The following is a 12,208-nucleotide window of genomic DNA, read 5'->3' on the forward strand; positions in this document are numbered from 1 at the left end:
CGTTGCGCGCCACGAGGTCGTCCAGGCCGGGCTCGTAGATCGGGATCTCGCCGCGCTTCAGCCGCTCGATCTTGCCGGCGTCCTTATCGACGCAGCACACCTCCACGCCGAACTCCGAAAAACAGGCTCCCGACACCAAGCCGACGTACCCGGTACCGATCATCGCGATGCGCATGGTGCTTCCCTATTGCCGTTTGCCGCGCTTCGAGGCGCCCCTACTGCCGGAGCGCGGCACACATAGCACGGGCGTGGTGCGAGCGGAATGCCGGCCACGCTTCAGGCGATGCCGCGTTCTTCCAGCTCCCTGACGACCCGGGCGGCGAGCGCGTCGGGGGTCTCGTCGCCGGCGGGCAGGTGGATCTCCGGCGCCTCGGGCGCCTCGTACGGGCTGCTGATGCCGGTGAAGTTCGGCAGCTGCCCGGCCCGCGCCTTCTGGTACAGCCCCTTGGGATCGCGCGCCTCGCACCACTACCGCACCAACGGGCCGAACGACTACACGCAGGTGTCGAACAACATCCTGTACGCCAACTCCAAGGGCCTGGAGACCTACGGCGAGGTCGGCGCGCACAACACCTATTCCAACAACCTGGTGTACGGCAACGGCACCAACTGGATCCTGAAGAACGGCACGGCGACCGGCACCATCAGTGCCGATCCGAAGTTCGTGAACTACATCGCCACCGGCGGCGGAGACTACCGTCTGGCGGCCGGATCGCCGGCCATCGATGCCGGCGCTCCGGACGCCGCTCCGGCGACCGACATCACCGGCGCCTCCCGCGAAGGCGCGGTCGATGTCGGCGCGTTCGAGTACCGCTCCGCCGCCTCGCCGCCGGCACCGACCGTGCCCACCGTTCCAGCCATGCCCACCACACCCACCACGCCGGCGCCGTCGCCCGCCGGCGGCGTGCCGAAGGACTTCGACGGCGACCGCCGGGCGGACATCCTCTGGTTCAACGACCAGACCCGGCAGATCGCGTTGTGGACGATGGACGGCGGCACCCGGATGGGGGCCGCCGTCATCCAGAACGCCGTCAGCGCGGAGTGGGAGGTCACCGGAACCGGTGACGTCAACGGCGACGCGCGCGCCGACATCCTGTTCCGCCACAACGGCACCGGTGATCTGGCGGTCTGGACCATGGACGGCGCGTCGCGCACCGCCGGCACGGTGGTCCAGGGCGGCGGCCTGCCGGCGTCGACCCGGGTGGCCGGCGTGGCTGACGTCAACGGCGACGGCATGGCCGACGTGGTGCTGCACGACACCAGCGGCGACGTCGTCGTCTGGCTGATGAACGGCACGGCGCGCGCGGCCGCCGGCGTGGTGCAGCGCGCCGTCAATCCGGCTTGGGGCATTGCCGGCACCGGCGATTTCGACGGCGACGGCAACGCCGACATCCTGTGGCGGCGGGCCGACACCGGCGCGGTGGCGGTCTGGACGATGAACGGCACCACCCGCCTGGACGGCCACGTCGTCCAGGACGCCGTGGACGCCGCCTGGACGATCCAGCGCGTCGGCGACCTGAACGGCGACGGCAAGGACGACGTCGTCTGGCGTCACGCCGACGGCCAGCTTGCCGCGTGGCTGATGAACGGCGCCGCGCGGCTGGAGGCCGGCACTCTCGGCGGCGGCCCGCTGTCCGACGGGTGGGGGATCGCGGACGCGTCGGACTTCGACGGCAACGGCACCGCGGACCTCCTGCTGCGCAACGGGGTCACCGGCGGCACGGTGGTGTGGCTGATGAACGGCATGACGCGGACAGGCGAGACGACCATCCAGGCGTCTGGCGCGGCAGGGTGGCAGGTCGCTTCCGGCTACCCCCACCAGACGGCGTCCTGATAGCATGGTTTGAAATTTTTGCGCGTTGAGGCGCGCTATAAAGAGTGGGCCCGCACCCGAAGCAGGGCCTTACTCACACCTCTCTCGTGACGAGCGGAGCGTGCGATGCTCAGCCTGTACCCGACCGACCTGCCGGATGAGCACGGGGCAGTGATCGAGCCGATGCTCCCGCCGGGCAAGCCGGGCGGGCGGCCGCGGCATGTCTCCAGTGTGTATGGCTGCTTCCAGGCTTGGCAGCGTAGCGGTGTCTGGTTGGCGATCCACGACCAGTCCGCAGGGTAATCTGCGCGAACGCCTCGGCCGCACGCGCGAGCCCAACGCGGCGACTATCGACGGCCAAACCGCCAAGATCACCAAGTGCAGTGGCGTCCGCGGCTATGACCGTGCCACGCTGGTGCAAGGGGCAAGCGCTTCCTCATCGTGGACGTGCTTGGCCTGATACCGGTCGTGCAGCTGCACGCCGCCAACATCCAGGATCACGCCGGTGCCCTGGCGCTGCTCTCGTCTCTGCTCCGGCAGATCGCGTCCGTGATGCTGATCCGGGCCGATGGAAGCAACGCCGGCAAGTTGGTCGATGCACGCCTCGTCCTGCTCCCGGATCTCTATGGACATGCCTGCAGCCTTGTGATCAGCGATCTCCGCCAGCAGCGTAGGAAAGTTTCTCTTGAACGCCTCAACGACTTCAGGGGCTTTGTTATTACAATTGCACTACGGAAGGGGCAGGTGTTTGGAAGGGGCGCGGCGTGTTCATGGCTATCAACCTGCTGGCATGGACTGGTGATTGTCGAGGAAATGGATCTCTTGGGGCGGCAGTTCTCCTGTGGCAATCAGATCATCGTATACGCGGCCACTCCAAATGCCGACCTCAGCCAAGGCCAGCTGCACCGCCTCATCGCGCCCCTGAAGTTCTGTAACCTTCAAGTTCAAGATGGAATCTACTAGCCTATCATAAATAAGTGGTTGGAGGTATATTTCCATTACTAGCATTCCGTTATTTAGTGTTGTCTGTAGGCATCAAGGTCATTTTGATAGTTGTTTTGGTTGTTGTTTGTCATAGATAGGGGGGTTCGCAAAGATTATGTGAGGAGTTGTATAATTTTGCATGAGCACTGCATCCTAATTTGTGGCGCTTATCAACGCCGCGATGCCCGGTATTGGGTCGTCTTGATGCTCACTGCAGAGGAGGACTGCAGATGAATACACGTTTAGGGTTTTGTTTGAGGAGAGTAGCTGCATTCGCGTAGTGCTGTTTGCCCTCCAAGTCTGCAGGTAACCTCTTATGCCCGTGACCGTCATCCATACACCTACTGCGATGATCGCCACCAACATGGCGTCACGACCTAGCAGGCTGCTGGAAAAGGCCCATCCCTGACCCTCGACCCGAAACTCCTCCAGGCGGAGCGAGAGGTCCGGCGCTTTATCGGCCAGGAGTGACCCTGGCCGATAAAGCGAATTTGGCCGGTGTCAGGCTCCCCAGGGATGTGTGAGGGCGGTCCTCGTTATAATGCCGCCGCCAAGCCTCAATTTTGGTCCGTGCGTCGCAGCGTCCAGACCCGTCCTGCCCAGGGGATCGGCACCAGTGGCATGACCACCATCCAGCGCAAGCCGCTGGCCTTGATGAAGTGGCCATGCGAGGCGACGAGGACGTGGCGCGCCTGTCGCCGCTCGCCCACGAGCACATCAACATGCTCGGCCGCTACGCCTTCACCTTGTCCGAGTTGGTAGCCCGGGGCGAATTGCGGCCACTGCGCAGCCCGGCGGCGCTGGTCAATGAAGACACCTGAATAGGATTTTCTGTTTCGCTGCTGCGAAAATAAATAAACATTAGCAAAATATTGCTATGGCTTGCTCCGATTTTCAAAAACTCGCCGAAGTGCAAGTTGTAAGTCCTCATCCAGGTGCGGGTCTCTGTCGCCACTGGCCGCGCGAATGTATTCTATAATTTTCATTTCGTTATCAGAAATGATTCGATCAAGAGATCTTGCCAATTCGTTCCATGCTTCTTTGTTTTTTGGATCGTCATCAAAATATTGATCAACGCCAAGCCTTAGCAAGAAGTTAATGTCGACATGTAATACACGGGATAGATCGGGAAGTTTGTGAAGTGGGAATTTGGCTTCGCCACTTTTCCACATCGAGACAATATTCCCCTTATCATATCCAAGCTCATTGGCAATTTCGCGTTGTGATTTTATGCCAGCAAGAGCGTCGATCTGCTTGGCCAGATAGTTGCTCAAACGAGTCGGTCTTACCCCGGAGCGTGGTTTTGTGTTCGACGTCATGGGATTTTTCATCATCTATGCTAGATATTATTGGTTAGTTTCAGCAATCGTTTGTTTTTATTAGAGGCAGGGTATCGCATGCATCGTCAGCTTTCAATTGGTAAATCATTGTTGATCATATCAAGAGGTTGTCGGCTCTTGCAGTATGGCGGGAAGTGAAGACCTGTTGGTTTGCAGCGGGACTGATACCGCCGAGCCTAAGCATTGACACATGGGAGCCACGGGTAGCTGGTGAGGGAGCGTAGGCGCTCTGGTGTTGCGGTGAGGGCGTTCCAGGCATCGCAGCAGGCTTGGACGACGGCGTCGTAGTCGTCCAGGAGCCAGTGGGAGAGAAAGCGCTCCCGCAGGTACAGCCAGACGCGTTCGACCGGGTTCAACTCGGGACTGTAAGGCGGCAGCGGCACCAGCGTGATGTTGTCCGGCACGACCAGCGCCCGGGAGCCGTGCCATCCTGCCTGGTCGAGCACGAGCACGGCGTGGACGTCCGGCGCCAGGCTTTTGGAGAAGCCGTCCAGGAACAGGCTCATGGCGGTGGTGGAGACGGTCGGCATCACCAGCGCGAAGTCGGCGCCGCTGGCCGGGCAGACGGCGGCGTACAGGTAGGCCGAGGTGAAGCGCTTGTCGCACAGCCCGGCCGGACGCTGCCCGCGCTGCCACCAGCGATGCGCGGGGCGGCCCTTCTGGCCGATGCGCGCTTCGTCCTGAAACCAGAGTTGGAGGCGCCGGTCTGGATGTGCGGCAGCCGCGGCCTTCAGCGCGTCGCGCAGCCCCTTTTTTGGAAGGCGGCCTGGGCCTTGGCGTCGGACTGCGGGTGGCGGGGCCGCGTCTTCTGCTTCGATAGCCCCAGCCGCCGCACGATGCGCGACAAGCTGGCCGGGTGCAGCGTCTTGCCGAAGCGCTCGGAGATCACCTCGCACAAGACCGGCAGGGTCCACTCGCCGCAGCCGTGCCGCTTCGGATCAGGGCCGGCGAGGATCATGGCCGTGAGCGCCGCCTGCTCGCCCGCGCTCAGCCATTCCGGCCGGCCGGGCAGCGGACGATCATAAAGCCCGGCCACGCCTTCGGCGTTGTAGCGCACCACCGCATCGCGCAGGGCTTGGCGGTCCATGCCGGCCAGCCGCGCCGCCTCCGCCCGGCTCATCCCGTCCAGGGCATGGGCGATGGCGAACATCCGCGCCGCAACCCGCCCTTTGCTCTCGCGCCGCGCCAGGGCGCGCAACTCGCTGGCACTCAGGTCTTCCCGGATCGGCAACGCCGCTGGCATTCGCTCCTCCCCGTCGTGGACGGAGAATCGAATCACGGATCGCCGGCTTTGGGAATCCCCTCAGTGAGTCAGCGTTTCCGCTCGCCGGTATGAGAGCGCACTTTGAAAGTTTATTACGCGTGGCGGGCGAGACGGCGGAGCATCAGCTGGATCATGGCGATGCGGATCCAGGCCTCGCTGGTTTCCGGGAGAGCTTCGTAGTCCTTGCTCAGCCGGCGCGACCGGTTGAGCCAACCGAAGGTTCTTTCCACGATCCACCGCCAAGGCAGCACCTGGAAGCCGACCTTGTCGCGCGGCCGTTTTACAATCGTCAGCACCCGCCGCAGCGTCTCGGATACCCAATCGACCAGCTTGCCGGCGTAGCCGCCGTCCGCCCAGATCAGCAGCACCGACGCAAACTGCTCAACCAGAGCCGAGAGCACCGCCGGGGCGCCGGCGCGATCCTGGATGTTGGCGGCGTGCACCTGCACGACCAGCACCAGACCGAACACGTCCACCACGAGGTGGCGCTTGCGCCCGCACACCAGCTTGGCACCGTCGTAGCCTCGCACCCCGCCGCACTCGGTGGTCTTTACGGTCTGGCTGTCGATGATCGCCGCACTGGGCTCGCGTGTGCGGCCGAGGCGTTCGCGCAGGTCACCCCGCAGCTGGTCGTGGATCGACGACCAGACACCGCTGCGCTGCCAGGCCTGGAAGTAGCCGTACACGGTGGAGACCGGCGGATACTCGCGCGGCAGCATGCGCCATTGGCCACCCGCGCGCAGCGTGTAGAGGATGGCGTTGAAGATGGCGCGCATGTCGGTGGTGCGCGGCCGCCCGCCCGGTTTGGCCGGCGGGATCATCGGCTCGATCAGCGCCCATTGCTCATCCGGCAGGTCGGTCGGGTACAGGCTGGGCATCGTACGCTCCGCTCGTCACGAGAGGTGCGTAGATACGGCCCCGCTTCAGGTGCTGTCCCGCCCCGTGATGGCGCGCTTCAACGCGCAACAAACTTTCAAAGCACGCTCTAAGAGCCGGGGTGCTCATCTGGTCTCCGGCTCTTACACCACGCGTCGAGACACGACCGGAACGCTTGACTGCCGATCCTACGCTCGCACGACCCCGAACTGTGGAGCGAAGGTTCCCTTTTGCATCACTGGGCTGGCGCGGGCGCTCAGAGCCAAGTCCATCCCGTATGAGGGACGGCGTGATCCGGGCAGGCTTCTCCGCCAAGGGTGCACGTCTCACGTTGGCTCAGTCGCTCGACGTCCGCCGGCCGCCGCAACGACAGTGCGCTGTCGCACTCCGGACAGCGGGGCACCCAGACCCTCAGCCGGCGCTGGTCCTCGCGCAGGACCGCAACGTCCGGGCGCCGCCGCAGCAGCTCCGGCAAGGCTGCGCGGTAGGCGTCCAGCACCGCCGGAACCTTGCCGATATCCTGAGCCGCCAGAAATCCTCCAGGCGCCAGGATAGGTTCTGTTGCAAAGTTTGACAGCGGGCGCGGTGAGCTTCGGGGGCAGCATCCTCAGGCAGTCCTTCCGAACAGATGGGCGATGAAGGTTGCCTGGGCCGGCATGTCATTGGCGGGCATGGCGGTGACCTGTCCCTTGCGCACCATCGCCAGGATCTCGTAGCCGGCAATCGTTCGGCGCGCAGTGTGGAAGCTCTTGAACCCGAGCCCTGGCCGAACCAGCCGCTTGCTCCGTCGGTGATCCTGTTCAACGATATTATTCAGGTACTTAACCTGCCGCAGCTTGGTGAACCGCCACAGCTCACCGCTCTTCTTCATCGCCTTGCACGCACTTGGATATGCGGCGTTCTTGTCCACGGTGAGGGTGCGCGGGTTCACCGTGTGCGCCTGCTTGAGAGCCTTGCGGAAGAAGCGCCGGGCGGCGGCCGCGTCACGCTTGGCGCTGAACAGGAAGTCGATGGTCTGCCCTCGCGCATCGACGGCGCGGTACAGGTACATCCACCGTCCCTTCACCTTCACGTACGTCTCGTCCACCCGCCAGGAGCCGGTGGTCAAGCGCAGGTGGGGGCGCAGCCGCTTGTCCAACTCGGGCGCGTAAGCCTGGATCCAGCGGAAGAGGGTCGTGTGATCGACGGCCACGCCGCGGTCGGCCAGCATGCGCTCGAGGTCACGGTAGCTGATCGGGAACTGCAGATACCAGCGCACCGCCCACAGGATCACCTCCGCCGTGAACTGCCGGCCCTTGAACGGGCCCTTCTTGGACCGCATCACCGTCTCACCCCAGCCGCCGGAAAGGCTTGGTTTTTACCCGATCACCGCCCTGCCGCAAACGCTGCAACAGAACCCCTACCGCCGCATCCGGCGCGGAGCGCCGCCGCTCGCCGAGGTCCTGGTCAATCTGCGCCGACTCGCGGAAGCGCGCGGCGCACGCCGCCAGCCGGCTCTGCTCCTCAGCTTTACGCTGATGCGCAGCAACCTGGAGGAACTGCCGCCGTTCATCCGGTTGGCGGCCGATCTCGGCTTTGACGTGGTCCAGTGTCGCCACCTGGAAGCCTACACCGCGGATATGGAGGCCGAGTCCCTGTGGTTCGACCAAGCCCGCTACGCCGAGGTGCAGGGGAGGGCGGTCGCGCTTGCGGCCGAGCTTGGCATCCGCCTGGAGATCCAGGGGCCTTTCAATGCGGTGCCGGCTCGCGCCGGCCGCGGGCCCTGTCCCGAACCGTGGCGCTCGGCGGTGGTGTTGGGCAACGGTGACGTCATGGCCTGCTGCGTCCCCGGGACGCGGATCGGTAACCTCCGCGAGACACCCATGGAGGAGCTGTGGAACGGACCGGCCTATCAGGCCTTCCGTCTAGCGGTGAATTCCGCCGAGCCCCCGGCCGCCTGCCGCACGTGCCCAATCTACCGCGACCCGCGTGATGTCGACACCTACTTGCCGCACCGTGCCCGGAGGGCGTTCGGCGCACCGGACGCTCCCTCGGTCTCCGATTTCGATGGCGCCCCTCCGATCTGACGTGGCCGCGATGACGACAAAGCGGAAGGCCGGGCGAACTCGTCAAGCGTAACTTTTTGCGGTTGGGCGTGGCCCCGGCTTGTTGATTGGATGCGATAGACATATAGGTCTATCCCCGCTATTCGCGTCCCTGAGGCTAAACAAACTCCCATGCCGAACGCCTTGCTCGTGTGCAGCTCGCTCTACAGGCACAGCTCTGCGCGCCTCCCATATGCACTGAAGCAGGCTGGATTTGGCGTGTGGATTGTTTGCCCGCACGTCGCCTTGATGCGGTTTAGCGATTATATTGACGGAGGCCGCACTTATAAAGAGACAGTGGGCATTGATATTTTAGTGGACATGATCTGTGATATCTATAGGGAGTGTACGCCGGATATCATCGTGCCTTGCGACGAGGCAACCGTAGGCGCCCTCCCTCTTCTGCGCGGGCACGGCAATCCAAGGTTCGCAAAGGCCAGGGCGCTCCTGGACGCGTGGTATGGCGGCATCGACCCGGCCGCCTGGATGCGATCGACGTCGGTAGAGGCGGTGCGCGATTTGGGTTTGCGGACGCCGGGACAGGTGGACATCGGCCCAAGCGCGTCGACGGCCGCCGAGATCGCGGCGCTCGGGAGCCCGGTTGTGGTCAAGCGGGACAATTCCTGCGGCGGATCAGGCATTGCCGTCGTCTCGACGCCGGAGGACGCCATCGACGCTGTGTCCCGGATGGGCGCCGACCGGCCCGAGGCCTTTGGGGCTGGCTGGATCGTCGCTCAGGAATTCATTCGAGGTCGATCTGCATCGGTCACCTTCAGCGCTGTTCAGGGGAAGGTGCTCGAAGCCTTTGCCTATGTGGCCGTGCATCAGCATCCGGAACTTTGTGGGCCGGCCACGGTCATCGACGTGGTGGATTGTCCCGCCCTGCTGGATCATGCCAGCCGCATTGTCGCCGGACTCAAGTATTCGGGCTTTGGCGGTGTTGATTTCATTCTTCCCGACGATGGTGGCCCGCCGGTGTTTCTGGAACTCAACGGCCGCCCGACGCAGACGACGCATCTGGGAAGCCTCGTCGGGGCCGACCTTTGCCGAGCCATGGCTTGCGCCATAACCGGAGAACCGTACTCAAGGGCAAGCAACACCGCAAAGATCGGCACCGTGGCCCTGTTCCCAAGTGAATGGATCCGAGACAAGAACAGCCGGCACCTGGTGCAGAGCTATCACGACGTCCCCTGGCACGAGCGGCGCATCGCGGCCACCACCATCGGCATCACCCCTCAGCTCCTCTCCGGGTGACGTGGCTGCTCGTTCCCGTCAGGCGGCCGTGCTGTTTGTTGGCGACGGCAATAACGATTGGAGTATGCTCCGTCGGGTCTGGCCAGCACCATCGGAGCCCGCATGTCCATTTCCCGAGCCGCCGCTGCCCCATACTACATCTCAGCCCTTCTGGCGCCGGACTGGCCGCACTGGGGGTCGAACGGGGCGGTGCTGTACGACACGACGCTCGGACAAGCGGCCACCGTCACCTACAGCTTCCTGACCAGTTCTTCCGGATTGGCGGCGGACGACGCCGCGGGTTTCGCGCCGATGAGCGCAACGCAGAAGGCCTACGTCCGCCAGGCGCTCACCGCGTGGAGTTCGGTCGCCAACATCACCTTCTCCGAGACGTTGTCCGGCTCAGCCGCGCAGATCCGCTTCGGCACCAACCGCCAGAACGGAGTCTCGGCCGGCTACGCTTATTATCCGAGCACGGCCTCCACCGGCGGCCTGACGCTGCTGGCCAATGACGACTCCAACAACACCTCCCCGTCACCGGGGTCCTACGGATATCTCACGCTGATCCATGAGATCGGCCACGCCATAGGTCTCAAGCACCCGGGCGACTACAACGCCGGCGACAACTTCACGGCGGATGGGCCGTTTCTGCCGGCGGCTGAGGACTACTATTCCTACAGCGTCATGTCCTACAACGAGAACAGCAATCTGCCGGCGACCTACCAGACCCAGGCGGCGATTTACGACATTGCGGCCGTACAGTACTTGTACGGCGCCAACACGGCGGCGGCGCCGGGCAACGACACGTACACGCTGACCCCCTCGGCATTCATTTCCATCTGGGACCCGAACGGCACCAACACGCTGGACGCCAGCGCGCAGAGCGCCGCCGAGGTGATCAATATCAACGGCGGAGGCTTCACCACGATCGGCGGCACTCTGGTGGCGGGCGTCGCCTTTAACAGCCGCATCCAGGTCGTGCGGGCGGGAAGTGGATCGGACACCATCTACGCCAATGCCCTGGGCAACACCATCGACGGCGGCGCCGGCACGGACACAGTCGTCTTCTCCGGTGCCTCCTCGTCTTACGTGACGACCAATCTCGCCGGCACCATCGTCGTCAGCCAGAATGGCGTCGTCAACACGCTGACGAACGTCGAGAGGCTGCGCTTCGACGACGCCACAATCCAGACCTCGAGCATCGCCACGAGCGTGGCAAACGTCACCAATGGCGTGTACCGCTTCTTCAACCGGTCCAACGGCACTCACTTCTACACGTCGTCGACCGCCGAGCGGGACTATGTCATTAACACCCTGTCGACCATGTCTTACGAGGGCGTCGCGTTCACCAGCATTGCGTCCACGACGGGAGGCGCGGCGCCGGTCTACCGCTTTTTCAATCGCCAAGTCGGCAGCCACTTCTACACGATCAATGCGGCCGAGCGGGACAACGTCATCAACACGCTGTCCAACGTCTACAGCTACGAGGGCGAGGCTTATTCTGCCTATACCTCGGACAGCGCCGGCGCGACGGCCGCCGGCAGTTCGCCGCTCTACCGTTTCTTCAATCGGCAGACCGGAAGCCACTTCTATACGGTCAGTGCGGGTGAGCGGGACAACGTTATCAGCACGCTTTCCAACATTTACAGCTATGAAGGCGTCGCTTACTATGTCTCCTCCAGTACGGCCTCCAGCGCAGCGGGGCCGGATTCTCCCAGCCGCGCGCATCAACTTTTTGCTTCCGCCGATGCCGTGCTTGGAACGGCGCTGACGACCACCTGATCATCGAGATCGAATTGTCATTCGAACAGTGCATTCACGCGTACGGATCCGGCTGTGACAGGTGGTCCTGAACGTAGCGTCGCACGCCTTCCTCCAGTTCGGTGAACGGCGCGTCGTAGCCCACGGCGCGCAGGCGATCGGTGCTCGCCTGGGTGAAATATTGGTACTTGTCGCGCAGATGCTCGGGCATGTCGAAGTACTCAATCCGCGGCGTCTGCCCCAGCGCGGCGAAGGTCGCCTCGGCGAGGTCGCGGAAGCTGCGCGCCTTGCCGGTGCCAACGTTGAACAGGCCCGACACCTCCGGGTGGTCGAGCAGCCAGAGCATCACGTCCACCACGTCGCCGACCCAGATGAAGTCGCGGCTCTGCCCGCCGTCGGCAATGCCGTCGCGGTGCGACTTGAACAGCCGCGCCGTCTCGCCGGCCGCCAGCTTGGGGTAGAGCTTGGCGACGACGCTCATCATGTCGCCCTTGTGCGCCTCGTTGGGGCCGTAGACGTTGAAGAACTTCAGGCCGGCCCACTGCGGCGGCGCCGTCTCGCCGTCCAGCACGGCGCGGGCGATGCGGCGGTCGAACAGGTGCTTGGACCAGCCGTAGGGGTTGAGCGGCCGCAGCTCGGCCAGCGCCTCGACCGAGCCGTCGTCCACGAACCCCTGCTCGCCGTCGCCGTATGTGGCGGCGGAGGAGGCGTAGAGGAAGCGGGCGCCCCGCCACGCGCACCACGTCCACAGGTCCGTGGACAGCGCCACGTTGTTGGCGACGATCTTGTCCACGTCGCGCTCGGTGGTGGCGGAGATGGCGCCCATGTGGAAGACCACGTCGATCTCGGCGGC

The 12,208-nt window shown here is 64.1% G+C and carries 12 protein-coding genes and 2 pseudogenes; 7 read left to right on the top strand and 7 right to left on the bottom strand.

Annotation, left to right across the window (positions count from 1 at the left end; genetic code table 11):
* Window positions 1–175 (bottom strand): annotated as a pseudogene (locus tag ACRWK7_RS00005) (UDP-glucose 6-dehydrogenase); the annotation flags it as partial.
* Between the two features lie 87 nt (window positions 176–262).
* On the opposite strand from ACRWK7_RS00005, the gene ACRWK7_RS00010 reads away from it, so the two are divergent.
* From ACRWK7_RS00010 to ACRWK7_RS00020, 3 genes are all read left to right on the top strand, one after another.
* Window positions 263–1,834, top strand: coding sequence for an FG-GAP-like repeat-containing protein (locus ACRWK7_RS00010; RefSeq protein WP_431854107.1), 1,572 nt, complete (start codon window positions 263–265; stop codon window positions 1,832–1,834).
* Between the two features lie 105 nt (window positions 1,835–1,939).
* A complete protein-coding gene (locus tag ACRWK7_RS00015; protein WP_431854108.1) occupies window positions 1,940–2,116 on the top strand; it encodes a transposase in 177 nt (58 codons plus the stop codon).
* 165 nt (window positions 2,117–2,281) lie between these two features.
* Entirely contained in the window at window positions 2,282–2,776 is a 495-nt protein-coding gene (locus ACRWK7_RS00020; protein WP_431854109.1) for a hypothetical protein, read from the top strand.
* Between the two features lie 475 nt (window positions 2,777–3,251).
* On the opposite strand, the pseudogene ACRWK7_RS00025 reads toward ACRWK7_RS00020, so the two are convergent.
* Window positions 3,252–3,374: pseudogene (locus tag ACRWK7_RS00025) on the bottom strand (integrase core domain-containing protein); the annotation flags it as partial.
* 88 nt (window positions 3,375–3,462) lie between these two features.
* Between ACRWK7_RS00025 and ACRWK7_RS00030 the strand changes: the two are divergent.
* Complete coding sequence (locus ACRWK7_RS00030) at window positions 3,463–3,618, top strand: hypothetical protein (protein WP_431854118.1); 156 nt, start codon at window positions 3,463–3,465, stop codon at window positions 3,616–3,618.
* A 54-nt stretch (window positions 3,619–3,672) separates the two neighbouring features.
* On the opposite strand, the gene ACRWK7_RS00035 is transcribed toward ACRWK7_RS00030, so the two are convergent.
* The 4 genes from ACRWK7_RS00035 to ACRWK7_RS00050 all read right to left on the bottom strand — a co-directional run bounded on the left by ACRWK7_RS00035 (window position 3,673) and on the right by ACRWK7_RS00050 (window position 7,598).
* Window positions 3,673–4,071, bottom strand: a complete 399-nt coding sequence (locus ACRWK7_RS00035; RefSeq protein WP_431854110.1) for a hypothetical protein — start codon at window positions 4,069–4,071, stop codon at window positions 3,673–3,675.
* A 242-nt stretch (window positions 4,072–4,313) separates the two neighbouring features.
* A protein-coding gene (locus tag ACRWK7_RS00040) for an IS630 family transposase (RefSeq protein ID WP_431854111.1) occupies window positions 4,314–5,380 on the bottom strand; the annotation gives its coding sequence in 2 pieces (ribosomal slippage) (window positions 4,314–4,892 and window positions 4,895–5,380; 1,065 coding nt in all).
* Window positions 5,381–5,493: 113 nt separating this feature from the next.
* Window positions 5,494–6,279 (bottom strand): IS5 family transposase, encoded by a 786-nt coding sequence (locus ACRWK7_RS00045; RefSeq protein WP_431854112.1) that lies wholly within the window; start codon window positions 6,277–6,279, stop codon window positions 5,494–5,496.
* 605 nt (window positions 6,280–6,884) lie between these two features.
* Entirely contained in the window at window positions 6,885–7,598 is a 714-nt protein-coding gene (locus ACRWK7_RS00050; protein WP_431854113.1) for an IS6 family transposase, read from the bottom strand.
* Here ACRWK7_RS00050 and ACRWK7_RS00055 point away from each other — a divergent pair.
* The 3 genes from ACRWK7_RS00055 to ACRWK7_RS00065 all read left to right on the top strand — a co-directional run bounded on the left by ACRWK7_RS00055 (window position 7,588) and on the right by ACRWK7_RS00065 (window position 11,376).
* Window positions 7,588–8,343, top strand: coding sequence for an SPASM domain-containing protein (locus tag ACRWK7_RS00055; RefSeq protein ID WP_431854114.1), 756 nt, complete (start codon window positions 7,588–7,590; stop codon window positions 8,341–8,343). The genes ACRWK7_RS00050 and ACRWK7_RS00055 overlap by 11 nt on opposite strands.
* Before the next feature lie 150 nt (window positions 8,344–8,493).
* A complete protein-coding gene (locus ACRWK7_RS00060) occupies window positions 8,494–9,615 on the top strand; it encodes an ATP-grasp domain-containing protein (RefSeq protein WP_431854115.1) in 1,122 nt (373 codons plus the stop codon).
* Between the two features lie 102 nt (window positions 9,616–9,717).
* On the top strand, window positions 9,718–11,376 hold the full coding sequence (locus ACRWK7_RS00065; protein WP_431854116.1) for a matrixin family metalloprotease: 1,659 nt from the start codon (window positions 9,718–9,720) through the stop codon (window positions 11,374–11,376).
* A gap of 34 nt (window positions 11,377–11,410) precedes the next feature.
* Here ACRWK7_RS00065 and rfaD read toward each other — a convergent pair.
* On the bottom strand, window positions 11,411–12,208 hold a 798-nt coding region (gene rfaD, locus ACRWK7_RS00070), incomplete at its 5' end, for an ADP-glyceromanno-heptose 6-epimerase (protein ID WP_431854117.1).

The organism is Azospirillum sp., from assembly GCF_050789165.1.